At 71.2% G+C, this 26499-nt stretch carries 28 protein-coding genes; 14 read left to right on the top strand and 14 right to left on the bottom strand.

Features of this window, described 5'->3' with window-relative positions; translation table 11 throughout:
* The first annotated feature begins 10 nt into the window (after positions 1 to 10).
* From ACTJKO_RS13435 to ACTJKO_RS13450, 4 genes are all read left to right on the top strand, one after another.
* Positions 11 to 511, top strand: a complete 501-nt coding sequence (locus ACTJKO_RS13435) for a DUF1003 domain-containing protein (protein ID WP_440689656.1) — start codon at positions 11 to 13, stop codon at positions 509 to 511.
* The gene (locus ACTJKO_RS13440; RefSeq protein ID WP_440689513.1) at positions 504 to 1658 is read left to right on the top strand and encodes a P-loop NTPase; all 1155 of its coding nucleotides are present in this window, start codon (positions 504 to 506) and stop codon (positions 1656 to 1658) included. Before ACTJKO_RS13435 ends, ACTJKO_RS13440 begins: the two co-directional genes overlap by 8 nt.
* Before the next feature lie 10 nt (positions 1659 to 1668).
* A complete protein-coding gene (locus tag ACTJKO_RS13445) occupies positions 1669 to 2517 on the top strand; it encodes a class I SAM-dependent methyltransferase (RefSeq protein WP_440689515.1) in 849 nt (282 codons plus the stop codon).
* A gap of 157 nt (positions 2518 to 2674) precedes the next feature.
* Positions 2675 to 3970 (top strand): carbohydrate-binding protein, encoded by a 1296-nt coding sequence (locus ACTJKO_RS13450; RefSeq protein ID WP_440689517.1) that lies wholly within the window; start codon positions 2675 to 2677, stop codon positions 3968 to 3970.
* Positions 3971 to 4050: 80 nt separating this feature from the next.
* Here the strand turns inward: ACTJKO_RS13450 and ACTJKO_RS13455 are convergent, their stop codons facing one another.
* Positions 4051 to 4419, bottom strand: a complete 369-nt coding sequence (locus ACTJKO_RS13455) for a Sec-independent protein translocase TatB (protein ID WP_440689519.1) — start codon at positions 4417 to 4419, stop codon at positions 4051 to 4053.
* A gap of 64 nt (positions 4420 to 4483) precedes the next feature.
* On the opposite strand from ACTJKO_RS13455, the gene ACTJKO_RS13460 reads away from it, so the two are divergent.
* Entirely contained in the window at positions 4484 to 5116 is a 633-nt protein-coding gene (locus ACTJKO_RS13460) for an O-methyltransferase (RefSeq protein WP_079238436.1), read from the top strand.
* 10 nt (positions 5117 to 5126) lie between these two features.
* Here the strand turns inward: ACTJKO_RS13460 and ACTJKO_RS13465 are convergent, their stop codons facing one another.
* The gene (locus ACTJKO_RS13465) at positions 5127 to 5849 is read right to left on the bottom strand and encodes an AAA family ATPase (protein WP_440689521.1); all 723 of its coding nucleotides are present in this window, start codon (positions 5847 to 5849) and stop codon (positions 5127 to 5129) included.
* Positions 5850 to 5949: 100 nt separating this feature from the next.
* On the bottom strand, positions 5950 to 6120 hold the full coding sequence (locus tag ACTJKO_RS13470) for a DUF3117 domain-containing protein (protein WP_017887054.1): 171 nt from the start codon (positions 6118 to 6120) through the stop codon (positions 5950 to 5952).
* Between the two features lie 127 nt (positions 6121 to 6247).
* On the opposite strand from ACTJKO_RS13470, the gene ACTJKO_RS13475 reads away from it, so the two are divergent.
* The gene (locus tag ACTJKO_RS13475) at positions 6248 to 7399 is read left to right on the top strand and encodes an AI-2E family transporter (RefSeq protein WP_440689523.1); all 1152 of its coding nucleotides are present in this window, start codon (positions 6248 to 6250) and stop codon (positions 7397 to 7399) included.
* Here ACTJKO_RS13475 and ACTJKO_RS13480 read toward each other — a convergent pair.
* Both ACTJKO_RS13480 and dapE read right to left on the bottom strand, forming a co-directional pair.
* On the bottom strand, positions 7378 to 8622 hold the full coding sequence (locus ACTJKO_RS13480) for a hypothetical protein (RefSeq protein ID WP_440689525.1): 1245 nt from the start codon (positions 8620 to 8622) through the stop codon (positions 7378 to 7380). The two genes, ACTJKO_RS13475 and ACTJKO_RS13480, sit on opposite strands and share 22 nt — an antisense overlap.
* Positions 8607 to 9689, bottom strand: a complete 1083-nt coding sequence (gene dapE, locus ACTJKO_RS13485; protein ID WP_440689527.1) for a succinyl-diaminopimelate desuccinylase — start codon at positions 9687 to 9689, stop codon at positions 8607 to 8609. The genes ACTJKO_RS13480 and dapE overlap by 16 nt, the downstream gene beginning before the upstream one ends.
* Before the next feature lie 128 nt (positions 9690 to 9817).
* On the opposite strand from dapE, the gene dapD reads away from it, so the two are divergent.
* Both dapD and ACTJKO_RS13495 read left to right on the top strand, forming a co-directional pair.
* On the top strand, positions 9818 to 10786 hold the full coding sequence (gene dapD, locus ACTJKO_RS13490; RefSeq protein WP_440689529.1) for a 2,3,4,5-tetrahydropyridine-2,6-dicarboxylate N-succinyltransferase: 969 nt from the start codon (positions 9818 to 9820) through the stop codon (positions 10784 to 10786).
* A 20-nt stretch (positions 10787 to 10806) separates the two neighbouring features.
* Positions 10807 to 11589, top strand: coding sequence for an alpha/beta hydrolase (locus tag ACTJKO_RS13495; protein WP_440689531.1), 783 nt, complete (start codon positions 10807 to 10809; stop codon positions 11587 to 11589).
* A 16-nt stretch (positions 11590 to 11605) separates the two neighbouring features.
* Here the strand turns inward: ACTJKO_RS13495 and ACTJKO_RS13500 are convergent, their stop codons facing one another.
* The 4 genes from ACTJKO_RS13500 to ACTJKO_RS13515 form a co-directional block, all read right to left on the bottom strand.
* On the bottom strand, positions 11606 to 12904 hold the full coding sequence (locus tag ACTJKO_RS13500; RefSeq protein WP_440689658.1) for a citrate synthase: 1299 nt from the start codon (positions 12902 to 12904) through the stop codon (positions 11606 to 11608).
* A 162-nt stretch (positions 12905 to 13066) separates the two neighbouring features.
* Positions 13067 to 14185, bottom strand: coding sequence for a succinyldiaminopimelate transaminase (dapC, locus tag ACTJKO_RS13505; RefSeq protein WP_440689533.1), 1119 nt, complete (start codon positions 14183 to 14185; stop codon positions 13067 to 13069).
* A 14-nt stretch (positions 14186 to 14199) separates the two neighbouring features.
* On the bottom strand, positions 14200 to 14517 hold the full coding sequence (fdxA, locus tag ACTJKO_RS13510; RefSeq protein WP_022908292.1) for a ferredoxin: 318 nt from the start codon (positions 14515 to 14517) through the stop codon (positions 14200 to 14202).
* A 37-nt stretch (positions 14518 to 14554) separates the two neighbouring features.
* Entirely contained in the window at positions 14555 to 15739 is a 1185-nt protein-coding gene (locus ACTJKO_RS13515) for a PIG-L family deacetylase (protein WP_440689535.1), read from the bottom strand.
* A gap of 79 nt (positions 15740 to 15818) precedes the next feature.
* Between ACTJKO_RS13515 and ACTJKO_RS13520 the strand changes: the two genes are divergently transcribed.
* Both ACTJKO_RS13520 and ACTJKO_RS13525 read left to right on the top strand, forming a co-directional pair.
* The gene (locus ACTJKO_RS13520) at positions 15819 to 16250 is read left to right on the top strand and encodes a polyketide cyclase (protein WP_440689537.1); all 432 of its coding nucleotides are present in this window, start codon (positions 15819 to 15821) and stop codon (positions 16248 to 16250) included.
* The gene (locus ACTJKO_RS13525) at positions 16247 to 16708 is read left to right on the top strand and encodes a MarR family winged helix-turn-helix transcriptional regulator (protein ID WP_440689539.1); all 462 of its coding nucleotides are present in this window, start codon (positions 16247 to 16249) and stop codon (positions 16706 to 16708) included. The genes ACTJKO_RS13520 and ACTJKO_RS13525 overlap by 4 nt, the downstream gene beginning before the upstream one ends.
* Here ACTJKO_RS13525 and ACTJKO_RS13530 read toward each other — a convergent pair.
* The 3 genes from ACTJKO_RS13530 to typA all read right to left on the bottom strand — a co-directional run bounded on the left by ACTJKO_RS13530 (position 16705) and on the right by typA (position 20519).
* Positions 16705 to 17247 carry a hypothetical protein gene (locus tag ACTJKO_RS13530; RefSeq protein WP_440689541.1) on the bottom strand — a complete coding sequence of 181 codons (543 nt, stop codon included), beginning with the start codon at positions 17245 to 17247 and terminating at the stop codon, positions 16705 to 16707. The genes ACTJKO_RS13525 and ACTJKO_RS13530 overlap by 4 nt on opposite strands.
* A 67-nt stretch (positions 17248 to 17314) precedes the next feature.
* Positions 17315 to 18508, bottom strand: coding sequence for an amidohydrolase (locus tag ACTJKO_RS13535; protein WP_440689543.1), 1194 nt, complete (start codon positions 18506 to 18508; stop codon positions 17315 to 17317).
* 88 nt (positions 18509 to 18596) lie between these two features.
* Entirely contained in the window at positions 18597 to 20519 is a 1923-nt protein-coding gene (typA, locus tag ACTJKO_RS13540; protein WP_440689545.1) for a translational GTPase TypA, read from the bottom strand.
* A gap of 121 nt (positions 20520 to 20640) precedes the next feature.
* On the opposite strand from typA, the gene ACTJKO_RS13545 reads away from it, so the two are divergent.
* The 3 genes from ACTJKO_RS13545 to ACTJKO_RS13555 all read left to right on the top strand — a co-directional run bounded on the left by ACTJKO_RS13545 (position 20641) and on the right by ACTJKO_RS13555 (position 22784).
* Complete coding sequence (locus tag ACTJKO_RS13545) at positions 20641 to 21390, top strand: CPBP family intramembrane glutamic endopeptidase (protein ID WP_440689547.1); 750 nt, start codon at positions 20641 to 20643, stop codon at positions 21388 to 21390.
* A gap of 124 nt (positions 21391 to 21514) precedes the next feature.
* Positions 21515 to 21994: a peroxiredoxin gene (locus ACTJKO_RS13550; RefSeq protein WP_440689549.1), complete on the top strand. Its 480-nt coding sequence runs from the start codon at positions 21515 to 21517 to the stop codon at positions 21992 to 21994.
* A 241-nt stretch (positions 21995 to 22235) separates the two neighbouring features.
* Complete coding sequence (locus ACTJKO_RS13555; RefSeq protein ID WP_440689551.1) at positions 22236 to 22784, top strand: hypothetical protein; 549 nt, start codon at positions 22236 to 22238, stop codon at positions 22782 to 22784.
* A 138-nt stretch (positions 22785 to 22922) separates the two neighbouring features.
* On the opposite strand, the gene ACTJKO_RS13560 is transcribed toward ACTJKO_RS13555, so the two are convergent.
* Entirely contained in the window at positions 22923 to 24698 is a 1776-nt protein-coding gene (locus tag ACTJKO_RS13560; protein ID WP_440689553.1) for an ABC transporter ATP-binding protein, read from the bottom strand.
* Positions 24699 to 24814: 116 nt separating this feature from the next.
* On the opposite strand from ACTJKO_RS13560, the gene ACTJKO_RS13565 reads away from it, so the two are divergent.
* Positions 24815 to 25444: a PH domain-containing protein gene (locus ACTJKO_RS13565; protein ID WP_440689555.1), complete on the top strand. Its 630-nt coding sequence runs from the start codon at positions 24815 to 24817 to the stop codon at positions 25442 to 25444.
* 14 nt (positions 25445 to 25458) lie between these two features.
* Here ACTJKO_RS13565 and ACTJKO_RS13570 read toward each other — a convergent pair whose 3' ends face one another.
* Entirely contained in the window at positions 25459 to 26475 is a 1017-nt protein-coding gene (locus tag ACTJKO_RS13570) for an ABC transporter permease (protein WP_440689557.1), read from the bottom strand.
* Between the last annotated feature and the right edge of the window lie 24 nt (positions 26476 to 26499).

Consider the following 26499-nt stretch of genomic DNA (forward strand, 5'->3'; position numbering starts at 1 on the left):
GCCGAAGGGCATGCGGACGAGGGTCCTCCCGACCCGCCGCCGATCCGGCCGTGGTGACGCCTTCGGCCGCGCGACCGAGGGGATCGCGCGTGCGATGGGCACGCCGTGGTTCCTCGTCGGACTGACCCTGTTCTGCCTCGTCTGGATGGGCTACAACACGCTCGCTCCGAAGGCGTGGCAGTTCGACTCCGCGTCGATCGGCTTCACGGCGCTCACCCTCGTGCTGTCGCTGCAGGCGTCGTACGCGGCACCGCTCATCCTGCTCGCGCAGAACCGGCAGGACGACCGTGACCGCGTGCAGTTCGAGCAGGACCGGCAGCGCGCCGAGCGCAACCTGGCGGACACCGAGTACCTCGCGCGTGAGGTGGTCGCACTCCGCCTGGCGATGCGGGACATGGCGTCGAAGGACTTCATCCGCGCCGAGATCCGTGCGCTGCTCGAGGAGCTCGACCGCCGCGAAGCCGACGACGCGGGCTTCGCGGACGAGCCCGGCACCGCCACCCGTGGCTGAGGACCGCGACGAGCTGCTCGGATCCGCGGTCCTCGCTGCGCTCGGCCGGGTGATCGACCCCGAGATCCGCCGTCCGGTCACGGAGCTCGACATGATCCGCGGGGTGGACGTGCAGCCGGGAGGCGCGGTGCGGGTCGACCTGCAGCTCACGATCGTGGGGTGCCCGGCCGCCGACACGATCGAGCGCGACGTCCGCGCGGCCGCCGCGTCGGTCGACGGCGTGACGGCGGTGGACGTCGACGTGTCGGTGATGTCCCCCGCCACCCGCGCCGCCCTCACCGAACGCCTCCGCGCCGGCCGTCCGCGCGGCGTGCAGTTCACGCCGGACTCCCTGACCCGGGTCATCGCGGTGACGAGCGGGAAGGGCGGGGTCGGCAAGTCGACCGTCACGGTCAACCTCGCCGTCGCGCTCGCCGCCCGTGGGCAGCGCGTGGGCGTCGTGGACGTCGACGTGCACGGCTTCAGCGTCCCGGGGCTGATGGGCCTCACCGACGAGCACGGCGTCGCACCCAGGCCGACCCGTGTCGACAGCATGATCCTGCCGCCGGTCGCCCACGACGTGAAGGTCGTGTCGATCGGCATGTTCGTCGACGACGTCTCGACGGCGGTGTCCTGGCGCGGACCGATGCTGCACCGGACGGTGAACCAGTTCCTCTCCGACGTGTGGTTCGGCGACCTCGACGTCCTGCTCCTCGACCTCCCGCCGGGCACCGGGGACGTGGCCATCTCGGTCGGCCAGCTGCTCCCGCACGCCGAGGTGCTCGTCGTGACCACGCCCCAGGCGGCCGCGGCCGACGTGGCCGAACGCAGCGGGATCGTCGCTCGCCAGACCGGGCAGCGGGTGATCGGCGTCGTCGAGAACATGGCGGGGCTGGTCCAGGCCGACGGGTCCGTCCTGCACCTGTTCGGCGAGGGCGGCGGCGCCGAGACCGCGCGTCGGCTCTCCCGCGACCAGGACGTCCCCGTCCCGGTGCTCGGGAGCGTGCCGCTCTCGGTGCCGCTGCGCGAGGGCGGCGACGCCGGCGTCCCCGTGGTCCTCGGCGTGCCGGACGACCCCGCCGCGGTCGCCCTGACGGCCGTCGCGGACCGGATCACGACGATGGGGCGCGGCCTTGCAGGACGGAAGCTCGGCCTGACGCTGTCCTAGGCTCGGTCGCATGAGCACCGACCACGTCAGCGTCGACTGGGAGCACGCCCGCGACACGAACCGCGCCAACTGGGACGACCGGGTCCCCATCCACGAGGGCGCGTACGAGGTCGACGCACTGTCCGACCCCGACCACCGCTCCACCGTGGTCCGCGACGACCTGCCCGTCCTCGCGCCGTGGTTGCCCGAGGGTTCCCTGGCCGGCCTCGACGTGTGCCACCTGCAGTGCCACATCGGCACGGACACGGTGTCGCTCGCACGGGAGGGCGCGCGGGTCACGGGCGTCGACTTCTCCCCCGCCGCGCTCGCCTCGGCCGCCCGGCTGTCGGAGCGACTCGGCCTCGACGTCACATGGGTCGAGAGCGACGTCCTCGACGCCCGGGCCGCGGTCGTCGGCGACTTCGACGTCGTCTACACGAGCATCGGCACGATCTGCTGGCTCGACGACCTCGACCGGTGGGCGGCGCAGATCACCGCGCTGCTCCGGCCGGGAGGCGTGTTCTTCATCCGCGACGGCCACCCCGCGCTGTACGCCCTCGACGAGTCCGCCGACGAGCTCGTCACCCGCCACCGGTACTTCCCGGACGGGACGGCGCAGCAGTGGGACGACGCCGGGACCTACGCCGGCGACGGCACGGTCGCGAACAGCCGCACCTTCGAGTGGCCGCACCCGCTCTCCGAGGTCGTGAACGCCCTGCTCGGGGCCGGACTCCGACTCCGCCGGCTCGACGAGGGCCGGACCCTGCCGTGGCGGTTCAGCCCGCGGATGGTCGACACGGGCGACGGCTCGTGGGCGTGGCCGGAGGCCGACCGGGAGCGCCTGCCGACGACCTTCACGATCATCGCCACGAAGGACTGATCCCAGAGCCATGACGCGCATCCTGTACGTCCTTTCATGGACAGGTCGTTCCACCCGAGAGCAATATGCAGGGGTATTCCACAATGCTCCTGCGAAATCAGGTCGCGGGAGTCCCACCCGTCGGACGACGACGTCCGGCCGAGGACAGGAGAACCGTGTGAAGAACCAGATCAGGGTGCGGATCGGCCTCGTGGCCGCCGTCGCGGCAGCGATCGCAGGGGGATCGCTCGCCGCGGCACCAGCACTCGCCGCGACACCGTCGTGTGCGACCGCCTGGAACGCGGGCACCGCCTACACGGGCGGAGCCACGGTCAGCGAGAACGGCACGAACTACACCGCCAACTGGTGGACGCAGGGCGACGACCCCGCGACCCACTCCGGCGCCACCGGCAGCGGACAACCGTGGACCTCGACGGGCGCCTGCACCGGATCCGGCGGCGGCACGACGACCCCGCCCGGCGGCGGGACGACGAACCCGGGCACCGGAACGGGCGGCAGCGGCGGCACCGCGAGCGGCCTCGTGTTCAGCCCGTACAAGGACGTCACCGTGAACCTCGACTGGAACACGAACGTGATGAACACCGCGGTGACCGGGTCGCGGATCCCGGTGGTAGGCGCGAGCAACAGCCTCGTGTCCACCCGCGAACCCGGACTCAAGGCCATCACGCTCGCCTTCGCCACCGGCACCTGCGGCAGCGAGAACTGGGGCGGAGTCGCCGCGGACGCGTTCGCGAGCGCCAACATCCCGAAGCTCGACGCGGCCGGCGTGAACTACATCGTCAGCACCGGCGGCGCCGCGGGCTCCTTCACGTGCTCCGGGACGGCGTTGCAGTCCTTCATCGCCCGCTACGCGACCCCGCACATGATCGGCGTCGACTTCGACATCGAGAGCGGCCAGTCCGCTGCCGACGTGCAGAACCTCGTGAACGCGGCGGCGCTCGCCCAGGCGAAGTACCCGGGCATGCGGTTCTCGTTCACGCTGGCGACCCTGGCCGCCAGCGACGGGAGCTACGGCGGCCTCAACAGCACGGGTGACGCGGTGGTCAAGGCGATCAAGGCCTCCAGCCTGACGCACTACACGGTCAACCTCATGACGATGGACTTCGGTCGTGCGAGCGCGGCGAACTGCGTCCTCTCCGGCTCGACCTGCGAGATGGGGCAGTCGTCGATCCAGGCCGTGACCAACCTCGAGCACACCTACGGGATCGCCCCGTCGAAGATCGAGGTCACCCCGATGATCGGCGTGAACGACGCCTCGGACGAGGTGTTCACGCTCGCGGACGTCGACACGCTGTCCGCCTACGCGAAGGCGAACGGCCTCGCCGGCGTCCACTTCTGGTCGCTCGACCGGGACACCCCGTGCGCCTCGACGACGGCGTCGTCCACGTGCAGCTCGGTGCCGAGCGCGCCGGCGCTCGCCTGGACGGACCGGTTCATCGCGGACCTGAAGTAGTCGCCACCACGTGACGGACGGGAGGCACGGTGCCGGCTGGCACCGTGCCTCCCGTCCGTCGGCTGGTCACGCGCCGGTCGTCAGGTCGCCTCGGTGTCGAAGGGAGCGGCCTCGCCGGCGGCGAGCGGCACGACGGGTGCTGTCGCCCGCACCTTCGACGCGGTCACCTGCGCCGTCTGCACGGCGGCCGCGCTGCCGCCGGAGTCGAGCAGGGCGTCACGGATGATCCGACGCGGGTCGTACTGGCGGGGGTCGAGCTTCTGCCAGTCGACCTCGTCGAACTCCGGTCCCATCTCCTCACGCATCCGGTCCTTCGCGGTGTCGGCGAAGCGACGGACGGCCTTGACGAACTCGGCGAGCTTCTGGGCGTACATCGGGAGACGCTGCGGTCCGAGCAGGAGGACACCGATGATCCCGATCACCAGGAACTTCTCGAAGCCGTCGAACACGGTACGAGCGTAACCCGTCCGCACCGCGCCGCACCCGTAGAGTTGTCACCCGAACGGAGTGTGCGTGTCAGAGAAAGAGTCGAACTGGAAGTTCGCCGAGGACATCGTCTCGGAGTCCGAGGTGATCGCCCGAGCGCGGGAGCACTCCCTCGAACTCGGGGTCGAAGCGATCTCGCCCGCCATCGGCGCACAGATCGGCGTCGTCGCCGCAGCCTCGCGCGCGACGAGCATCATCGAGATCGGCACCGGGCTCGGGGTCTCCGGCCTGTACCTGCTCGGCGGCGCCCCGACGGCGACCCTGACGACGATCGACGTCGAGGTCGACCACCAGCAGTACGCCCGTGACGCGTACATCGCGGCGGGCACGGCGCCCGCACGCATCCGACTGATCCCCGGCCGGGCGAACCAGGTCCTGCCCCGGATGAACGAAGCCTCGTACGACGTCGTCCTCGTCGACGCCGACCCCGAGCACGTCATCGAGTACGTCGAGCACGGCCTGCGGCTCGCGCGCCTCGGCGGGACCGTCCTCGTGCCGCACGCGCTCTGGCGCGGGCGGGTGGCCGACCCCGTGAAGCGGGACCGTGCGACCACGGACTTCCGGCTCCTGCTCACCGAGGTCTCGACGTCCGGAGCGGTCATCAGCGCACTCTCGCCGGCCGGCGACGGCCTGCTGCAGATGACGAAGGTCTCCGCGTAGCGCGCACCGTTCAGCCGAGGTGCCGGAGGTAGCGCTCCGGAGCGTCGAGGAACGCGCGCTGGTTGCGCACCATGTCGAGGTCTCCCCACGACGTCCGGCGGAGGCCCCACTCCCCCAGCTCGTGGACCGTGGCACCGGGGAACGCGGCGAGCACGGGTGAGTGCGTCGACAGCAGGACCTGGCCGACGCCGCTCTCGACGATCGACTGCAGCAACCCGATGAGCGCCAGGCAGCCGGAGAACGACAGCGCGGACTCGGGCTCGTCGAGGATCCAGAGCCCGGGCCACTGCGACCGGTCGATCACGAAGTCGAGGAAGGACTCGCCGTGACTGCGCTCGTGGAAGACCGGCTCGGGACGGGCGCCCGGGTGCTGTTCCAGGAACGTGAACAGGCCGTGCATGGTCTCCGCGCGCAGGAAGAACCCGCTCCGGGCGGCACCGGCGTCGCGCACGAGGACGAGGTGCTCCCACAGCGACGACTCCGTCGGGCGTGTGGAGTGCCCGGACATCGTCGAGCCGCCCTCGGGCCCCATGCCGAAGGCCAGCGCGACCGCTTCGACGAGCGTGCTCTTGCCGACGCCGTTGTCGCCGACGAGCACCGTGACGGGATCGAGGTCGAGGCCGTCGTCGAGCAGCTGGCGCACCGGGGCGAGCGTGGCGGGCCAGCGGTCACGCGCGAGTGGGTCCGGCGCGTACTCCTCGACGCGGCGGATCGGCAGGCGGGTCCGTGGCACGCGCCCATCCTGCCCGGGTGCACCGACATGCGCGGTGCCGGGACGCGGCAGGGCCCGGAGCGTACGCGCTCCGGGCCCTGCCGTTCGGTGCGTCGACGTACTAGGCCGAGACGACCTCAGCGAGTGCGTCGTGGAGTTCCTTGGCCTCGGCGTCGTTGACCGAGACGACCAGGCGGCCTCCACCTTCGAGCGGAACCCGCACGATGATGAGTCGACCCTCCTTAACAGCCTCCATCGGCCCGTCACCGGTCCTCGGCTTCATGGCTGCCATCAGATGTCCCCTTTCGTGCAGTACATGCCTGCCCATTATCTCGTATCAGTGGGGGAACTGCGAAACCGCCCAGGTTGGGGGTGGCGGATCGCGACGTTCTCGCGGCTCGGAGTGGTCACCTTGGGGAATGCCGAACGACCGCTCAACGCCCCGCCCACCCCTCGACCCCGCCGTCGAGGCCGTTCCCGTCGGCGTCCGCGTCGCCGGGGCGTTCTCGTGGCGGCTGCTCGTCGTGGTCGGTGCGCTGGCCGTCGTCGTCGCGCTCGTGGTCCTGCTGCAGGAGATCGTGGTGCCGTTCCTGATCGGGCTCCTCGTCTGCGCCCTGCTCGCACCGATGTCGGCGTTCCTGCAACGCCACGGCTGGCCGAAGTGGACCGCGGTGCTGTCGTGCTTCCTCGCGGTCGTGGTCGTGATCGGCGTCCTCGCGCTCGTCGTCACGGCACAGATCCGCTACGACCTCCCGTCGCTCGAACACCGCCTCAACCACAACGTGCAGTCGCTGCAGAGCCTGCTGGCGACCGAGCCGTTCGGGATCACCTCGAAGCAGGTCACGACGTGGCTGTCCGACGGCGCGAAGTACCTGCAGTCGCACGCGTCGTCGGTCCTCTCCGGGTTCCAGGAGGCCGGGTCCGGGCTCGTGCACGCCCTCGAGGGACTGTTCATCATCGTCTTCACCACGCTCTTCGTCCTCATCGACGGCGGGCGCATCTGGGCGTGGGTCGTCCGGCTCTTCCCCCGGCGGGCACGACCGCGGCTCGAGGTCGCCGGACGAGCGGGCTGGCACACCCTCACGAGCTTCATCCGGGTGCAGCTCGTGGTCGCCGTCACCGACGCCCTCGGCGTCGTCATCGGCGCGCTCGCGCTCCAGATCCCGCTGGCGATCCCGATCGGCGTGATCGTGTTCCTCGGCGCCTTCGTCCCCGTCGTCGGTGCGATCGTCGCCGGCTGCGTGGCGGTGCTCGTCGCGCTCGTGTTCAACGGGTGGGTGCCGGCACTCGCGATGCTCGGGGTGGTCGTGGTCGTGCAGCAGCTCGAGAGCCACGTGCTGCACCCGTTCCTCACCGGGAGCGCGGTGAAGGTGCACCCGCTCGGCGTCGTGCTCGGCGTGACCGCCGGCACCACGATCGCCGGGGTCGTCGGCGCGTTCTTCGCGGTCCCGTTCATCGCCACCGTCAACGCCATGGTCACGGCAGCGGCGGCCCACCCCGCGGGAGCGTCAGCGCCAGACGGCCCGGCGGACGTCCCGCCCCGGCCCGATCACGGCGGCGTCCAGTCGTAGCCGTCCACCCACCAGCAGGAGTACAGCCACGCCCACTGCGCCGCGAGGCACACCACGACGAGCGCGACGCGGTACACGCGCGACCGCGGCAGCGCGACGACCCCGAGGAGCGGCGCCATCGGCAGCAGGATGCGCCACGTGCTCGACTGGGGGAAGAACACCGCCAGCAGGTACACGGCGTAGGCGACCGCCCACAGGCGCAGCTCGAGGCCGATCCGCCGCGCGGCCGGCATGAACACGAACGCGGCGAACCCGACGACCACCACCGCGAGCAGGATCGCGCCGGCCGGCTGCCGGAACCACCACCCGAAGCCCTGGACCCACGGCGCGAAGGGCACGAGCTCCTTCCAGCCGATGTACGACGACCGCCACGCGAGTTCGGTGTCGGTGTACGCCTTCGGCACCCCGGTCGCGGCCCAGGCGATCACGGGCCACGCCAGTCCGACGAGCGCCGACACGACCGCCACGACGGCCGGCGGCACGGACCTCCGCACGGTGAGCGGCGAGGCCTCGCGGACCCACGAGGGACGGACCACCCATGCCCCGAGGAACAGCACGATCAGCAGGGCGAAGGCCAGACCGGTCGGGCGGGTCATGCCGAGCAGCAGCACGACGGGCAGCATCGCCCACCAGCGCCGGTCGAGCAGGAGCAGCAGCGCGACGAGGAGCAGGAACACGCCCATCGACTCGGCGTAGGCCACCTGGAACATCACGGAGACCGGTGCGACGCAGAACAGGACCGTCGCGAAGGTCGCGCGGGACGGGTCGAGGAAGCGGCCCGTCAACCGCCGGAACACGAGCGCTGCGCCCCAACCGAACAGCAGCGACACCGACACCGCGACGAACTCGAAGGACGCACCGGTGACGATCATCAGGCCGCGGACGAGGAAGGGGTACGCCGGCATGAACGCCCACGCGTTCTCGGTCACGTGGCCCGCGGTGTCCACCGGCAGCGTCGACGGGTAGCCGGCGGTGGCGATCACCCGGTACCACGCGCCGTCCCAGATCGACGAGAACGACAGCAGCCCGGGGTGCTGGGCCGTGAACGAGTTCGCCGCCTGCACGCTCGCGAACGCGCTGAGCATGACCGCCGTGACGATCCGCGCGAGGACGTAGACGATCGTGGTCCGCGCCCACCACGGGACCAGCCGGTAGCGGGCGCGCCACCGCGCTCGGGCAGGGTGCGGCCGGGTGGCCCCGGCCGTCGTCAGGCCGTCAGCCACCGACGCAGGCCGTCCTCGACCGAGGTGATCTGGTCGACGGGGACCTGCTCGTCGTCGTGGTGCGCGTAGACCGGCTCGCCGGGGCCGTAGTTGACCGCCGGCACGCCGAGCGCGGAGAACCGGGCGACGTCCGTCCAACCGTACTTCGGCCGCGGTGCCGGGCCGCCGACCGCGGCGACGAAGTCCTGCGCCAGCGGAGCGTCGAGCCCGGGGCGCGCACCGGCCGCGAGGTCGACGATCTGCACGTCGTACCCGTCGAAGAGCTCGCGGATGTGGGCGACGGCCTCGTCCGCGCTGCGGGAGGGTGCGAACCGGTAGTTCACGTGCACCATGACCTCGTCGGGGATGACGTTGCCGGCGATCCCGCCCGTGATCCCGACGGCGTTGAGTCCTTCGCGGTACTCGAGTCCGTCGACCGTCACGGTGCGGGGCTCGTAGGCGGCGAGGATCGCCAGGATCGGTGCCGCCTTGTGGATCGCGTTGTCGCCGATCCAACTCCGGGCGCTGTGCGAACGCTTGCCGTACGCGCGGATCTCGGCGCGGAGGTTCCCGTTGCAGCCGCCCTCGATCTGCGCACCCGACGGCTCCCCGAGGATCGCGAAGTCCCCGGCGAGGAGTTCCGGCCGGGTACGGGCGAGCCGTCCGAGGCCGTTCAGGGCGTCGCTGACCTCCTCGTGGTCGTAGAAGACCCAGGTGACGTCGACGTTCGGCTCGGCGAGGTCGTGCGCGAGCTTGAGCTGCACACCGACGCCGGCCTTCATGTCGACGGTGCCCCGGCCCCAGAGGACCTCGGTGCCGTCCTCGGCGGTGCGGAACTCGGTCGGCAGGTTGTCGTTCAGCGGAACGGTGTCGATGTGGCCGGCGATGACGACCCGACGATCGCGCCCCAGGTTCGTCCGGGCAACGATCGCGTCGCCGTCACGGACGACCTCGAGGTGTTCCAGCGGCTCGAGCGCCGCCTCGATCGCGTCGGCCAGCGGCCCTTCGTCCCCCGACACCGACTCGATGTCGCAGACGGCGCGGGTGATGTCGATGGACGAGGCGGTGAGGTCGAGCTGCTCCGGCATGTGGGTCACCCTATCGGCAGCCCCTTGCCCCCGGCTGGCCCTGTGGACGGACCGGAGGCGCGGTGCGGTCCTCCACAGCCGTCCGGCCGGTCGGTCGGTCCCGTCCGGCGCCTCGGTACCCTGGTGCGGTGACCGACACGACCGCTGCCACCGCCCGCCCGACCTCCGCCTGGGGCCACGGCCTCGCGACGATCGCCGCCGACGGCACGACCCTCGACACCTGGTACCCGGAGACGCACCTCGGAGCGCTGCCCGCCGACGCGGTGTTCCCCGCCGAGCTGCGTGCGCACGTCGGCGACGACCCACGCCGCGCGGTCACGATCGAGGCCGTCACCACCGAGATCCGCATCGACGAGCCGCCGGTGAGCACCCCCGACGCGTACCTGCGGCTGCACCTCCTCAGCCACCTGCACGTGCGCCCGAACGAGATCGACCTCGACGGCGTCTTCGCCCACCTGCCGATCGTCGCGTGGACGAACGCGGGTCCGGTCGCCCCCGCGGACCTCACCCGGTTGCGTCCGTCGCTGCAGCGCGCCGGCATCGCCGTGCACGCCATCGACAAGTTCCCCCGTCTGGTGGACTACGTCGTGCCGGACCGCGTGCGCATCGGTGATGCCGACCGTGTGCGGCTCGGCGCGCACCTCGCGCCCGGCACCACGGTCATGCACGAGGGCTTCGTCAACTTCAACGCCGGCACCCTCGGCGACGCGATGATCGAGGGGCGCGTCTCGCAGGGCGTCGTCGTCGGCAACGGCACCGACATCGGCGGTGGGGCGTCCATCATGGGCACGCTGTCCGGTGGCGGAACCCACCGGGTGTCGCTCGGCGAACGGGCGCTGCTCGGGGCGAACGCCGGTCTCGGCATCTCGCTCGGCGACGACTCCGTGGTCGAGGCCGGGCTCTACGTGACCGCCGGTACGAAGGTCGTCCTCGTCGGCGCTGCCCCGAACCCCGACGGCACCCCGAGGACGGTCAAGGCGGCCGAGCTCTCGGGCACCCCGAACATCCTGTTCCGCCGCAACTCCCTCACCGGCGCGGTCGAGGCACTCCAGCGCACGGGCCAGGGCATCCAGCTCAACACGGCCCTGCACGCGTAGTCGCTCCCCCGCTGCCGCACGTGCCGGAGACGATCGACGGCCCCCACGGCCCGGTGCCCGTCCGCCGGTACGGATCCACCGGCGCACGCACGCTGGTCTGGTTGCACGGCGGCGGGTTCTTCCGGGGCGACCTCGACCTGCCGGAGGCCCACGAGGTCGCCGGGGCGCTCGCCACGGCCGGGCTCGCCGTCGTCACCGTCGACTACCGCCTGGCGCCGCTGCCCGGGCTGCCCGCCGTCGGCAGACGAGGCCCACGGGGACGCCGACGGCACCCGGTGCCGAACGACGACGTGGTCGCGGTGCTCAGGGCCGTCCGACACGCGGCGGACGGCACCGTCCTGCTCGGGGGTGCGAGCGCCGGAGCCTGCCTCGCCGCCGCGGTCACCCGAGCGCTGTCGGCACCCCAGCGGCCAGACGGACTCGTACTCGCCTACGGGTTCTTCCACGCTCGGACGCCACGGGACCCCTCCGTGACGCGGACCGTGCGGGGCCACCGTCGGCTCACGCACCACCCGACGCTCCTCGACCGGGCGAACCACAACCACGTCGGGCGCGGATCCCCGACGGAGACCGCGTTCGCCGGCGGCCAGGACCTGACCGGCTTCCCGCCCACGCTCATGGTCGACGCGGAGTGCGACTCGATGCGTGCGTCCGGCGATCGCTTCGCGGAGGAACTGTCGGCGGCAGGGGTCCCCGTGGAACGCCACGTCCTGCCGTCAGCGCGTCACGCGTTCCTCAACCAACCCGGGTCGCACGACTTCACCGTGGCGATCGAACGGATCGTCGACTGGACCACCGGCTGACCCGCCGTCCCACTGGTCAGCGCGCGGGCAGGTCCCGCTGCGGGTGCCCGACGTAGAGCTGCTGCGGGCGACCGATCTTGTTGAGCGGGTCGTTGTTGAGCTCGCGCCACTGGGCGATCCACCCGGGCAGACGGCCGATCGCGAACAGCACGGTGAACATCCGCGGCGGGAAGCCCATCGCCTTGTAGATGATGCCGGTGTAGAAGTCGACGTTCGGGTAGAGCTTGCGGCTGACGAAGTAGTCGTCCTCGAGCGCGATGCCCTCGAGCTCCATCGCGATGTCGAGCAGGTCGTCCTGCACGCCGAGCGCTTCGAGCACCTCGTGCGCGGACTCCTTCACGAGCTTGGCGCGCGGGTCGTAGTTCTTGTAGACGCGGTGCCCGAAGCCCATGAGCTTCACACCGCGCTCCTTGTTCTTCACCCGCTCGACGAAGCGCGACACGGGCTCACCGGAGTCCTTGATCTGCTGGAGCATCTCGAGCACGGCCTCGTTCGCACCGCCGTGCAGCGGGCCGTACAGCGCGTTGATGCCGGCGGAGATCGAGGCGAACATGTTCGCCTTCGTCGACCCCACCAGGCGGACGGTCGCCGTCGATGCGTTCTGCTCGTGGTCCTCGTGCAGGATGAGGAGCCGCTCGAGCGCCTTCGACAGCACCGGGTTCGGCTCGTACGTCTCGGCCATGGTGCCGAAGTTGAGACGGAGGAAGTTGTCGACGAACGACAGCGAGTTGTCCGGGTACAGGAACGCCTGCCCGATGGACTTCTTGTGCGCGTACGCGGCGATGACGGGCAGCTTCGCGAGGAGTCGGACGGTCTGCAGCTCGACCTTCTCCGGGTCGTCGACGTCCATGTCGTCCTCGTAGTAGGTCGACAGGGCGCTCACGGCGCTGGAGAGGACGGACATCGGGTGCGCCGAGTGCGGCAGCGCGTCGAACAGGCGACGGAGGTCCTCGTGCAGCAGGGTGTGCCGGCGGATCCGCGCGTCGAAGCCGGCGAGCTCGGACTCGGACGGCAGCTCGCCGTAGATGAGCAGCCAGGCGACCTCGAGGAAGGTGCAGTTCGATGCGACCTGGTCGATCGGGTACCCGCGGTACCGCAGGATGCCCTGGTCGCCGTCGATGTACGTGATGGCGCTCTTGGTCGAGCCGGTGTTCACGAACCCGTAGTCGAGCGTGTTCATCCCGGTCTGCTTCTTGAGCGTCGAGATGTCGATCGTGGACGCGCCGTCGACGCTCGGCAGGATCGGGAACTCCGCGGTGCCGCCCGGGAACGTCAGCGTCGCGGTCTCCGTCGCCTGCTCGGCGGAGGGACTCACGGGGACGGGGGTGGTAGGCGGTGTGGCCGTCTTCTGAGCGTCGTTGGCAGTGTCAGTCACGATGACAGCCTAATCGCGGGTTCTGTCACTCGCGCACACACCGGGCCTCGGCATTTGGTGGGAACCACGGATTGCGCTCCGGGCGCGAGCCGTCCCGCTGCCTCAGCCCGCGGACAGTCGGCTGCCGCTGGCGAGACGCTGGGCGGCCGCAGCGATGCGTTCGTCGGTCGCGGTGATCGCCACGCGGACGTGCTGGGAGCCCGCGGCACCGTAGAACGTGCCGGGTGCGACGAGGATCCCGTGTTCGGCGAGCCGGGCGACGGTGTCGAGCGCGGGTTCACCGCGGGTCGCCCAGAGGTACAGGCCGGCCTCGCTGTGGTCGACGCGGAAGCCCGCGCCGTCGAGTGCCCGGCGGAGCATGTTCCGACGAGCGCGGTACCGGGCCTTCTGCTGCTGCACGTGGGTGTCGTCCGCGAGGGCGACGATCATCGCGTGCTGCACGGGCAGCGGCGGCATCATGCCCGTGTGCTTCCGGACCGCGAGGACGTCGGCGAGGATCGACGCGTCGCCGGCGACGAACGCCGCACGGTACCCGGCGAGGTTCGACTGCTTCGAGAGCGAGTAGACGCTCAGCACGCCGTCGAGCGAGTCCCCCACGACACGGGGGTCGAGGATGGTCGGGGTCGGCGCGGTGTCGTACGGCGCTTCCCACCCGAGTTCGGCGTAGCACTCGTCTCCGACGATCACCGCACCGAGCTCTCGCGCGCGAGCGACGGCGGCCCGCAGGTCGTCGAGGGAGAGCACCCGCCCGTCCGGGTTGCCCGGCGAGTTCAGCCACACGAGCTTCGTGGTCGCCGGCCACGACGACGGGTCGTCCGAGGCGAGCGCATCGGCACCGACGAGCGCGGCGCCGAGCTCGTAGGTCGGGTAGGCCGCCTCGGGGAACACCACGGTGTCGCCGCGTCCGATGCCGAGCCAGAGCGCCAACCCGGCGATGAACTCCTTCGACCCGATCGTCGGGAGCGTGTTCGCCTCGGTCAGCTCGACGCCGTGGCGCCGGCCGTACCAGGCGGCGATCGCCGCGCGGAGGTCCGGGGTGCCGGCGACCTGCGGGTACGCGTGCGCGTCCGTGGCCTCGGCCAGGGCTGCACGGACGACGGCCGGCGTCGGGTCGACGGGCGAGCCGACGCTGAGGTCGACGATGCCGCCCTCGTGGGCCGCGGCCTGCTGCTTGAACGGGACGAGCTGGTCCCAGGGGAAGTCGGGGAGGTCGAGCGCCACGTGTCCGCTCCGGCTCAGCCGCGCGGGGGTTCGGCCATGACGACGGGGTGGTCCTTGTGGATCACACCGACCTTCGCGGCACCGCCGGGCGAGCCGACTTCCTCGAAGAACTCGACGTTGGCCTTGTAGTAGTCCGCCCACTCCTCGGGGAGGTCGTCCTCGTAGTAGATCGCCTCGACCGGGCAGACCGGCTCGCACGCACCGCAGTCCACGCACTCGTCGGGGTGGATGTACAGCGACCGGTCGCCCTCGTAGATGCAGTCGACCGGGCACTCGTCGATGCAGGCGCGGTCCTTGACGTCCACACAGGGCTGGGCGATCACGTACGTCACGGTTGGGGTGCTCCCTTCGGACTGAGCGCTTCCCAGTCTACTCGCGCGGGGTCGTCGCCCCTGACCGCAGGCCGGACAGGTCGGGCCACGCGAGCACGAGCGCCGCGACCACGGCGGGACCGAACGTCCAGACGTACCCGGCGGTGTTGGCCAGCACGAGCGGGGAGCTCTGACCGCCCACCGACGACAGGATCTGCGTGGCCGCGATCACCCCGATCCCCACCGCAGCGACCATCGCCCGCGACCGGTAGAGCAGGCGGATGCCGACGGTGAGACCGACCACGATGAGGGTCGTGAGGACGATCCCGATCGGGAACGCCCCGAGGGTCTGCTGGTGCGTGACCGTTCCGAGCCCGCCGGCGACCAGGCCGAGCAGGAGGGCGACGACGACCGCCGTGACCCGCGACGGCGCGGACATCTCGGCGTAGGTCTGCGGCGCCGGGGCGGCGGGGGCCTCGGCGTGGCGGAAGGCCTCGACCGCCGGCGCGTGCTGCCGGACGCCGTGCGGCATCACCCACGAGAGCGCCGTCGGGTCCTCGGGGTCGACGGGATCGACGGTCACCTGCGACCGGTACTGCTCGACGGCCGCCCGGACCTTCGCCCGGACCGGCAGGACGTCGACGGTCAGGTCGGCCTCGGTCGCCCCGGGGTCCACGATCATCGAGAACGGGCGGTCCTCCGCCTTGGCGGCGTACCGCGCGGCGTGGTGCACGCGCACGTGGTCGGGGTGCCCGTACCCGCCGTCGTCCGCGTAGCTCACCACGGCGTCGGCGTCGGTCGACCGGATCGCGGCCCGGATGTCGTCGACGACCTCGCCGAGGTCCGCCGCGGTCAGGGAGTCGGCGGGGGCGTCGTCCGCGGCGACGGCGCGCCCGTCGGCACCCCAGCGCATGCCCGAGTCGGTGTAGCGCCGCTCGGGGAGGTCGGTGGGGCGGGCGCCGGCTCCGCCGAGCCACAGGTGGTCGGGTCCGCCGAGGGCCGCGAGTGCGCCGGCGATCTCGGTCTCGCGGTGGCGCGCCACACGGGCACCGTCGCCGAGCAGGGGCGCGAGCTCCGGCGTGAGCATCTCGCCCCGTTCCCCGCGCGTCGCCGTGAGCACGGTGACGTGGGCACCGAGCTCGAGCAGGGTGGCGATCGTCCCGCCGGACGACAGTGTCTCGTCGTCGGGGTGGGCGTGCACGAACAGGACGCGCTCGGGGCGCGTGACGGGGGCCTTGGACATCGGCACCAGCGTACGGGACCAGGGGTTGCGGTTCGTCGACCGCGCGATAAAGTAAGCGCACTTACTACTTGGAGGAACCATGTGGACGACCACCCACGAAGCGAGCACGACGGCAGCACCGGGATCGGTCTGGGCGGCGCTCGAGCGCCTGCACTCCGGCACCCCGCTCGGACCGGGCTCGGACGCGTTCGAACTGCACGGCCCGTTCCGGGTCGGCACCACGCTCACGGTCACACCGCAGGGGCAGGAACCGATGACCTCGACGATCGTGGCGCTCGAACCCGGCTCGGTCTACGCCGACCAGACCGTCTTCGGCGACCTGACGCTCACGTTCCGCCACGACCTGGCGCCCGACGGCACGGGCGGGACCCGCGTGGCGCACACCCTCGTGATCGACGGTCCCGGCTCGGACGAGGTCGGTCCGGAGCTCGGCCCGCAGATCAGCACCGACTTCCCGGACGCGATGCGAGAGCTGCTCGCCGCTGCGGAGGACGCACGGAGCCGCGCGTGAACGACCTGCACACGGACCACCCGGACGCGGTGTCGAGTCCGGGCCTCGCCCTCTGGCGCGTCACCAACGCCTGGCAGCGCCGGATCCGCACAGCGCTCGCACCCCACGACCTCACCCACGTGCAGTACGTGCTGCTGGCGTCCCTCACCTGGATGGACCGGACCGAACCCGTGACGCAGCGAGACCTCGCACGGCATGCCGGCCTGGACGTGATGATGACCTCGCAGGTCGTCCGCGCGCTCGAGGCCAAGGGGTTCGTGGTGCGCGAGCGGCACCCCACCGACCGACGTGCGGTGGCGCTCGAGCCCACGCCGAGCGGGACGGGACTCGCGAACCGCGCGACCCGCGACGTCGAGGCCGCGGACCACGCGTACTTCGCCGGGATGGACCCGAGCATCGCGGAGGCGTTCCTCACCGGGCTCCGGGGTCTGGCGGCCCGCGTGGACGACGAGGACTAGCGGGGGGTGACGATGTACGTCGCGGTGACGCCCGAGTCGTTCTTCGAGAACGTCACGACCACGCGGTAGCCGTCGCTCCGGAAGAGTCCGAACGCACTCGTCGCGTCGGCACGCTTCGCCGACTCGGTGTACCCGGCCGCGGTCAGCCGATCCGTCGCCGTGGCGAAGTCGTCGACCGATCCCGCCCGGACCTGCGCGACCCAGCCGGAACCGTTCGGCCCGGCGCCGCCACCGAGGACGGTGCCGTCGACGAGCGGGACGTCCTTCGCGGGGAACCCGTCCGGCAGCTTGCCGTCCGAGGTGACGTTCGCCCCCTTGAGCGCGGTGTCGAGCGCACCGTCGATCCCGCCCGCCACCGAGGCCATGCCGTCCTGGATCGCCTTGCCGTCGATGCCCTTGACCGTCTCGGAGACGTTCGAGGCGACGGACGAACCGAGGTCGGTCGCCTGACGGACGGCGTCGGCGGAGCAGCCGCTCAGGCCGGCCAGGGTGATGCCGGCGGCGACGGCGGCGATCAGGGTGCGGGTCGGGGTGCGCATGGCCAGCACCATAGAGGGCCAGCCGGGAGGCGCGGCGCGAGTTCCCTGGGAAAGCCCCGTCCGGCGGTCAGGCCAGGTAGGCGCGGGCCGCCGCCACCGCAGCGTCCACGCCGACCGGGATCGACGTCTCCGCCTGCGGCGCGTAGAAGGGCGAGTGGTTGCTCGGGATCTCCTGCCCGGTGCGGAACAGCTCGGGATCGGTGATCCCGGTGAACCAGTACACGATCGGCACGCCCGCCGCGGTCGCGAGCTGACCGACGTCCTCCGACGCCATCGCGAGGCCGGACTCGAGGTCGATCGTCCCCGGCACCACCTGCCGCACGGCCTCGCGCACCTTCGCCGCCTGCTCCGGGTCGTTCACGAGCACGTCCGCGCCGGGAGCCCGCTCGATCGTCGGCTCCGGCAGCCCGCCGGCGTCGCTCTCGGCACGGACGATCCGTTCGATCGACGCGATGATCCCCGCGCGGGTCTCCTCGTTGCGTGCCCGCGTCGAGATCTCGATGAGGGCCTGGTCGGGGATGATGTTCGGGCGGGTGCCCGCGTGGAACGACCCGACCGTGACGACACCGGCGTCGCTCGGCCCGACCTCGCGCGAGACGATCGTCTGGAGGCGCACGACCGCGGACGCCGCGGTGACGATCGGGTCGAGGGAGGCCTGGGGTGCCGAGCCGTGCGCGCCGCGACCGTTGAACGTGACGGTGAGGCGGTCGCTGGAGGCCATCACCGGCCCGCTGCCGACCGCGACGACGCCGACCGGGGCCGGCGCGGAGTGCTGACCGAGGACGACGTCGGGCTTCGGGAACCGCTCGACGAGACCGTCGTCGATCATCGCGCGGGCGCCGGAGATCACCTCTTCCGCGGGCTGGAAGACGCCCACGACGGTACCGTGCCACTCCCCCGTCGTGGCGACCAGGCGTTCGAGGGTGCCGAGCAGCCAGGTCACGTGGATGTCGTGGCCGCACGCGTGCATGGTCGGCACAGTGGCGCCGGACTCGTCCTCCCCGGTGTGCTCGCTCGCGTACGGCAGCCCGGTGCGCTCCTGCACGGGGAGGCCGTCCATGTCCGCCCGGAGCCAGATCGTCGGGCCCTCGCCGTTCGCCAGGACGGCGACGACGCCCGTCCCGCCGACGCCCGTCGTGACCTCGACGCCGGGCAGCTCCGCGAGTCGCTCGGCGATCACGCCGGCCGTCCGGGTCTCCTGGAAGCCGAGCTCCGGGTGTGCGTGCAGGTCCTGGTAGATGGAGAGCAGATCGAACGTCACGCGACCACCGTACAACCGGCGCGGCCCGGCCACCTCGACGAGGTGACCGGGCCGACGGACGGAGGCCGTGCCTCCTGGCTGGTGGTGCTCAGGCGTCCTGACGCTTGAGGCGGGCGTACGCACGCTGGCGTGCCTGCGCGTCGAGCTCGACCTTGCGGATGCGGACGGCGTCCGGGGTGACCTCGACGCACTCGTCCTCGCGCGCGAACTCGAGGCACTCCTCGAGCGAGAGCTGGCGCGACGGGGTCATCGACTCGAAGGTGTCGGCCGTCGACGAACGCATGTTCGTCAGCTTCTTCTCCTTCGTGATGTTCACGTCCATGTCGTCAGCGCGGGAGTTCTCGCCGATGACCATGCCCTCGTAGACCTCTTCCGTCGGGTTCACGAAGAACGTCATGCGCTCCTGCAGGTTCGTGATCGCGAACGGGGTGACCACGCCGGCGCGGTCGGAGACGATCGAGCCGTTGATGCGGGTCTGGATCGGACCGGCCCACTCGCCGTAGCCGTGCGAGATCGCGTTCGCGATGCCGGTGCCGCGGGTCTCGGTGAGGAACGACGTGCGGAAGCCGATGAGGCCACGCGACGGCACGATGAACTCCATGCGGATCCACCCGGTGCCGTGGTTCACCATGTTCTCCATGCGGCCCTTGCGGGCGGCCATGAGCTGGGTGATGGCGCCGAGGTACTCCTCCGGCGTGTCGATCGTCATGTGCTCGTACGGCTCGAGCGTCTTGCCGTTCTCGTCCTTCTTCGTGACGACCTGCGGCTTGCCGACGGTCAGCTCGTAGCCTTCACGCCGCATCTGCTCGACGAGGATGGCGAGGGCGAGCTCACCGCGGCCCTGGACCTCCCACGCGTCGGGGCGGCCGATGTCCTGCACGCGGAGCGAGACGTTGCCGACGAGCTCGCGGTCGAGGCGGTCCTTCACCATGCGGGCGGTGAGCTTGTGGCCCTTGACCTTGCCGACCAGCGGCGAGGTGTTCGTGCCGATCGTCATCGAGATCGCCGGGTCGTCGACCGTGATGGTCGGCAGCGGACGGACGTCCTCGGGGTCGGTCAGGGTCTCACCGATGGTGATGTCCTCGAAGCCCGCGACGGCGACGATGTCACCCGGGCCCGCCGACTCCGCCGGGTAGCGGTCGAGGGCCTTGGTGATGAGGAGCTCGGTGATGCGGGCGTTCTGGACGGAGCCGTCGTGCTTGACCCACGCGACCGTCTGCCCCTTCTTCATCGTGCCGTGGAAGATGCGCAGCAGCGCGAGGCGGCCGAGGAACGGCGAGGCGTCGAGGTTGGTGACGTGCGCCTGCAGCGGGTGCTCGTCGTCGTAGGTCGGGGCCGGGACGTGCTGCAGGATCGCCTCGAACAGCGGCTCGAGGTCGTCGTTGTCGGGCAGCTCGCCGTCGTTCGGCTTGTTGCGGCTCGCGGCGCCGTTGCGGCCGGACGCGTAGACGACGGGGACGTCGAGGATCGCGTCGAGGTCGAGGTCGTCCACTTCGTCCGCGAGGTCGGACGCGAGGCCGAGGAGGAGGTCCTGGGACTCGGAGACGACCTCGTCGATGCGGGAGTCGGGGCGGTCCGTCTTGTTGACGAGCAGGATCACCGGGAGCTTCGCGGCGAGGGCCTTGCGGAGCACGAAGCGGGTCTGGGGCAGCGGGCCCTCGGACGCGTCGACGAGCAGGACGACACCGTCGACCATGGAGAGGCCGCGCTCGACCTCGCCACCGAAGTCGGCGTGGCCGGGGGTGTCGATCACGTTGATCGTGATGCGACCGCCCGGGTTGAACTCCTCCGCGTGCTTCCCGTTGTAGAGCACCGAGGTGTTCTTCGCGAGGATGGTGATGCCCTTCTCGCGCTCGAGGTCGTTCGAGTCCATCATCCGGTCCTCGCCCTCGAAGTGGGCGTCGAACGAGTTGGTCTGCGTGAGCATCGCGTCGACGAGGGTGGTCTTGCCGTGGTCGACGTGTGCCACGATGGCGACGTTGCGCAGGTCGGACCGGGTGGCGAGCGCCATACAGGACATCCTTCGAGTTCTTGGAGAGGGTCGGGGCTGCAGCCTTCCGGCGCCACACCCGCGGGCAGAACGCCCGACACGCCAGTCTACCGGTAGTTCGCAACAGACAGGAGTACAGCGCATGAGCCGTCGGCGAACGTGGATCGAGGTCACGATCGTCCTCATGCTGTCGCTCGGCGGCAGCGCGCTCTACTCGATCCTCCAGATCATCGACGACCTGTCGCAGACGACGCCGCTCGGGCAGCAGTCCACCGCGCTCAACAGCTCGACGACGACGGTGCAGTACGTCGACCTCGCGCGGCAGCTGGTCGGCATCGCCGTCGACCTGGCCCCGGTCGCGCTCGTCTGCTACCTGCTGTGGAGCACGACGCGCCCGCACCTCGGCCGGCTCGGGATCGACCGGTTCCGCGTGCGGCCGGACCTCGGCGGTGCCGCACTCATCGCCCTCTGCATCGGCATCCCCGGGCTCGGGCTCTACTTCGCGGGCCGGGCGCTCGGCTTCACGGTGAACGTGAACCCGGCGGCGCTCGACTCGTACTGGTGGACGATCCCCGTCCTGCTCCTCTCGGCCGTCCGCTCCGGGCTGCAGGAGGAGGTGATCGTCGTCGGCTACCTCTACGAACGCCTGGGCGGACTCGGGTGGGGCCGCTGGCAGGTCATCCTGTCCACGGCGGTCCTCCGCGGCAGCTACCACCTGTACCAGGGGTTCGGCGCATTCGTCGGGAACGCCGTGATGGGCATCGTCTTCGGCTGGATCTACACGAAGTGGGGACGGCTCCTGCCACTCGTGATCACGCACTGCCTGCTCGACGCGGCGGTCTTCGTGGGCTACCCGTGGGTCGCGCACGCCTTCCCCCAGCTCTTCCGCTGACCCGGGCACCCCCGTTCGGGCGTCGGCGATCCGGCGGACCCGTGCGACCCCACCGCGCCGTTCCCACAGTGAACCCACAGCGCGGCACGGCACCACGACCACCGCGCACCCCTACCGTGTGCTCATGAGCATCCCCGAGGTCGGCGACCCCGCGCCGGACTTCACCCTGCCCGGCATGATCGTGCGCGACGGGACCCACACCGACGACGAGTACGCGCTGTCCGCCGAGATCGGACGGACGCTCGTGCTCGCCTTCTACCCCGGCGACGCGACACCGGTGTGCACCGCGCAGCTGTGCAGCTACCAGGAGGAGCTCGACGACTTCGGAGACCTCGGCGCCGTGGTCTGGGGCGTCAGCCCGCAGGCACTCGACTCGCACGAGGCGTTCGCCCGCGACTCCTCCCTGACGTTCCCGCTGCTCAGCGACACGACCGGGGACGTCATCCGCGCCTACGGCCTCCAGGCGCCCGGCATCGGCCTGCGCCGGTCCGTGTTCGTCATCGGTCCGGACGGCGTCGTGCGGTGGCGGCACGTCGGCTTGGTCGGCCTGCGCTTCCCGAAGGCGGAGACGATCCGCGCGCAGATCGAGCTCCTCGTCGCGTGAGCGCTCCCTGCATGCGGTTGCATGCAGATAACGCGGATACGGCGTGTCGACTCCCGGAGATTCTCCGGCTGGGGTATTGACACCCGAACAGGGGGCCGGGACCATTGGTGGAACGAGAGGTCCACAGGGCCTGCCTCCCCGGGGAATCGGGTCGTCCGGAGATACGCGCCGGTGTGTCACACCCGCTCCCCGGATGTCCCCGGGGAGGCATCTCGTGACCCGGCCCTTGTACGCTCGTGCGGTGACCACGATCACCGCTCCGGGCATGCGCCTGCTCGCCGTCGTCCTGTGGGTCGCGGCCGTCGTCCTGGTCCCGGTCGCACTGGTCAGCGGCGGCAGCGGCTGGCTCGCCCCGGTCCCGAGCGTGTTCATCGCGTTCGTCGCCTGGGCGGTGCTGTGGCGTCCCCGGTTCGAGCTCACGCCGGACCACCTGCGCATCGTCGACGTGCGCCGCACCAGCACCTACGCCTGGCGTCGCATCACGGACGTCCGCACCAAGTACGGCATCGAGGTCGTCACGAGTGAGGGCGTCCGCCGCACCTGGCTCGCCACCCGTCCGTCGGCTCGCCTGGCCGTCGTCACCGCGGGTCAGCCGGGAGGCCCGGATCGCCTCGACGCCGAGGGCGCAGCCGAGCGGATCCGCGCGTTCGTCCCGGCGCCCGTCGCGCAGGACGGGCCGCCCCCGGCGACGGTGACCGCCGCACCCATCACGCACCGCGCCCACGGGTGGACGATCGTCGCGATGATCGTCCTCGGCGTCGGCGCGACCATGGCCGCCGCGCAGCTCTGACCGCAGCGGGCGGGGCGGGGCCGAGCCGCGCCTCCCGTCCGGACCATCCCGACCGTCCGCGGCGCGCCGACGACCCGGAACGACATCCCCGACGTCGTGCGACGTCGGGGATGTCGTGTGGAACCGATCGAGCGGCGGCTACTCGTCCGCGCCGGCGGCGAGGATCTGTCGACGGAGCTCGCGCCGCTCGCGCTGGACGTCCGGGTCCGGCAGCGGCACCGCGGCGATGAGGCGCTGCGTGTACGGGTCCTGCGGGTCACGGAGGATCTGGTCGCGCGTGCCGACCTCGGCGAGGTGGCCGTGGTGGAGCACCGCGATCCGGTCCGCCAGCACGTCGATGACGGCGAGGTCGTGCGTGACGAACAGGCAGGCGAACGCGAACTCGCGCTGCAGGTCCTTCAGGAGTTCCAGCACCGTTGCCTGCACCGAGACGTCGAGCGCCGAGGTCGGCTCGTCGGCGATGAGCAGCTTCGGACGCAGCGCCAGCGCGCGGGCGATGCCGATGCGCTGCTTCTGACCACCGGACAGCTCGTGCGGGAACCGGGTGGCGTAGGCGGTGGGGAGCCGGACCGCCTCGAGGAGGGACTCGACCTCCCGCTCGAGCTCGCGACCCTTCAGGCCCTTGCCGAGCAGCAGCGGCTCACCGATGGACTGGCCGATCGTCATGCGCGGGTTGAGCGACGACGACGGGTCCTGGAACACGATGCCGGCGTTCTGGTGCACCTGGCGGACGAGCGACCGGGTCGGCTTCGACAGGTCGACACCCGTGACCTCGAGGCCACCCGAGGTGATCGGGAGGAGACCGATCGCGGCGCGCCCGAGCGTCGACTTGCCGGAACCCGACTCGCCCACGAGCCCGACGACCTCGCCCTCGTGCACCGTCAGGTCGACGCCGTCGATGGCCCGGAAGGCCTTGACGCGGCCGCGGCCCGGGTACTCGATCACGACGTTGCTGAACTCGAGCACCGCCGGGCCGAGCGTCTGCACGACATCGGTGTGGGTGAGCGTCTCCCCCACCTGGACGGGCGCCTCGTGCTCGACCACGGACTCGAGCGTCTCGGTGAGGTCGATCACCGTGTCGCCGGCCTGGCCCAGACGGGGCACCGCGTCGAGGAGCGTGCGCGTGTACTCGTGCTTCGGCGCGGCGAACACCTCGCGGACGGTGCCGGTCTCGACCGCGACGCCCTGCTTCATGACGACGATCCGGTCGGCGAGGTCCGCGACGACGCCCATGTCGTGCGTGATGAGGAGCACGGCGCTGCCGAGCTTGCCCGCCAGGTCGCGGATGAGGTCGAGGATCTCCGCCTGCACGGTCACGTCGAGCGCGGTCGTGGGCTCGTCGGCGATGAGGAGCTTCGGGTCGCAGGAGATCGACTGCGCGATCATCGCGCGCTGCCGCTGACCGCCGGACAGCTGGTGGGGGTAGGAGTCGAACGCCTTCTGCGGGTCCGGCATCTCCACGAGGGTGAGGAGCTCGATCGCGCGGGCCTGCGCCTCGCTCGGCGAGATGCCGTAGTGGATGCGCAGGGTCTCGACGATCTGCGAACCGACGGTGAAGACCGGGTTCAGTGCGGTCATCGGCTCCTGGAAGATGACCGCGATCTCCTTGCCGCGGTACTCACGGAGCTGCGCCGAGCGGAGGCCGAGGAGCTCGGTGCCGTTGAACTCGATCGACCCGTTCACGCGGGCGTTGCGCGGCAGGAGGCCGAGGATCGACATCGAGCTGACGGACTTGCCCGAGCCGGACTCGCCCACGAGCGCGAGGACCTCACCGGACCGGATCTCGTAGGACAGCTTCTTGACCGCGGGGGTCCAGACGTCGTCGACCGCGAAGTCGACGTCGAGCCCGGAGACCTTGACGACGGGGGTGCTGGTGGCGGCCGGGGTGGTGGCCGCGGAGGCGGGCGTGCTCAACGACGTCCGGTCCTTTCCCGGCCGCTCGTGGCGACCGCGTGGGTGGTGATGGAGGAGCGCTGACGTCGGGAGGGCAGGCGTCCGGAGCCGTGGCTCCGACCTGCGACGATGGAGGCATGCCTGCCTCCCCGACGACGCGCGACGTGTTCGTGTCCAAGTTCAACCGCGGTCTCGCGATCGCGCTCTGGCTGATGGTGGCGCTGCTGTTCGTCACGACCGTCCTGAACGACACGACCTGGGCGGACCGTGCGCTGGCGCTCGTGCCCACGGCCTTCGGCGTGCTGCTCGGCTGGGTCGCCCTGTGGCGACCGCGCCTGACGATCGATGACGACGGGATCGAGGTCGTGAACGTCTTCCACACCGTGCACGTTCCCTGGGCGGCGCTCGTGCACGTCGACACGCGGTTCGCCCTGGCGCTCGTCACGCCGAACCGGCGGGTGAGCGTGTGGGCCGCTCCGGCGCCGGGTCGCGCGGGTGTCGCGCTCGCCCGCCGACAGAACCAGCGTCACGGCCGGGTCGTGCCGGAGGGAGCGGACGGGAACCGGCGCGCCGGTGACCTGCTGTCCACCGCCTCCGGCGACGCCGCGTACCTCGTCCGGCACCGCTGGGAGGAGCTGCGCGAACGCGGCGCCATCGAGCTCGGCACCGCCGACAGCGTGCGGGTGCCGGTCAGCGTGCACTGGGTGTCGATCGTGCTGCTCGCGGCGACGGCCGTCGGTGGCTGGTTCGCCATCGCGGCTCGCTAGGACCCGGCGGGGCGTCACGCGCTGATCATCTCCGAGCCGGCGGTGTTCTGCGGCTCGCGCGTCTTGCGGAGGCTGAACCGCTTCGAGCGCGGGTCGAATGCGTCGCGCAGGCCGTCACCGATGAAGTTCACGCACAGCGCGAGCAGCACGATGAACGTCGCCGGCCACCAGAACAGGTACGGGCGCGTCTGGAACGCGGACTGGTTCTGGCTGATCAGCAGACCCAGCGAGGAGTCCGGCGCCTTGATGCCGTAGCCGAGGTAGCTCAGCGCCGTCTCGAGCAGGATCGCCGAGGCGATGAGGAGCGTCGCGGAGACGATGATCACGCCGATCGCGTTCGGCAGGATGTGCCGGAAGATGATCCGCAGGTCGGAGGCACCCGCCACCCGTGCCGCCTCGACGAACTCGCGCTCGCGGAGCGACAGGAACTCGGCGCGGACCAGTCGGGCGATGACCATCCACGAGACGAGGCCGAGCAGGAGCGCCAGGCCCCACGCACCGAGTCCGTTGGCTGTCTTGCCGACCACGGCGCCGATCACGATCGCCGGGATGACGATGAAGATGTCGGTGATGCGCATGAGCACCGCGTCCACGGTCCCGCGGAAGTAGCCCGCGATCGCGCCGACGACGACGCCGATGAACGTCGCGAACACGCCGATGACGATCATCACGAGCACGGAGTTCTGGATGCCGCGCATCGTCAGCGCGAAGTAGTCCTTGCCGATGCGGTCCTGGCCGAACGGGTGGTCGGCCGTGGGCGCGCCGCCGTTCTGCAGGTCCTCGAGCGCCTTGTAGGAGTAGTGCCACCAGCCCGGGATCGGCCCGATGCCGACCGCCGAGACCGCGAACAGCAGCACGAGGACGTAGACGACCAGCGCCACCACCGCGAGACGGTTGGCGAGGAAGCGGCGGAGGATGATCCGCCCCTGGCTCTCACCGACCTGCTTCTCGTTCGAGCCGGGGGTGAGCCCGACGTCCGTGCCGTCGCCGATGTTGGGTTCGAGCGGTGCTCCGCCCTGGATCGTGCTCATCGGAAGTCCTCCTGGAGGTGCAGG

The organism is Curtobacterium sp. 22159 (assembly GCF_052045775.1).
Classification (GTDB): Bacteria; Actinomycetota; Actinomycetes; order Actinomycetales; family Microbacteriaceae; genus Curtobacterium.

Bases quoted from the DNA above. Each gene is read 5' to 3' on its own strand.
- ACTJKO_RS13530 (WP_440689541.1), bottom strand. From the start codon at position 17,247: ATGCGCACCCCGACCCGCACCCTGATCGCCGCCGTCGCCGCCGGCATC.
- ACTJKO_RS13470 (WP_017887054.1), bottom strand. From the start codon at position 6,120: ATGGCAGCCATGAAGCCGAGGACCGGTGACGGGCCGATGGAGGCTGTT.
- ACTJKO_RS13435 (WP_440689656.1), top strand. From the start codon at position 11: ATGCGGACGAGGGTCCTCCCGACCCGCCGCCGATCCGGCCGTGGTGAC.
- dapE (WP_440689527.1), bottom strand. From the start codon at position 9,689: ATGCCGGAGCAGCTCGACCTCACCGCCTCGTCCATCGACATCACCCGC.
- ACTJKO_RS13475 (WP_440689523.1), top strand. From the start codon at position 6,248: ATGCCGAACGACCGCTCAACGCCCCGCCCACCCCTCGACCCCGCCGTC.
- ACTJKO_RS13520 (WP_440689537.1), top strand. From the start codon at position 15,819: ATGTGGACGACCACCCACGAAGCGAGCACGACGGCAGCACCGGGATCG.
- ACTJKO_RS13545 (WP_440689547.1), top strand. From the start codon at position 20,641: ATGAGCCGTCGGCGAACGTGGATCGAGGTCACGATCGTCCTCATGCTG.
- typA (WP_440689545.1), bottom strand. From the start codon at position 20,519: ATGGCGCTCGCCACCCGGTCCGACCTGCGCAACGTCGCCATCGTGGCA.
- ACTJKO_RS13570 (WP_440689557.1), bottom strand. From the start codon at position 26,475: ATGAGCACGATCCAGGGCGGAGCACCGCTCGAACCCAACATCGGCGAC.
- ACTJKO_RS13515 (WP_440689535.1), bottom strand. From the start codon at position 15,739: ATGTCCAAGGCCCCCGTCACGCGCCCCGAGCGCGTCCTGTTCGTGCAC.
- ACTJKO_RS13445 (WP_440689515.1), top strand. From the start codon at position 1,669: ATGAGCACCGACCACGTCAGCGTCGACTGGGAGCACGCCCGCGACACG.
- ACTJKO_RS13565 (WP_440689555.1), top strand. From the start codon at position 24,815: ATGCCTGCCTCCCCGACGACGCGCGACGTGTTCGTGTCCAAGTTCAAC.
- ACTJKO_RS13550 (WP_440689549.1), top strand. From the start codon at position 21,515: ATGAGCATCCCCGAGGTCGGCGACCCCGCGCCGGACTTCACCCTGCCC.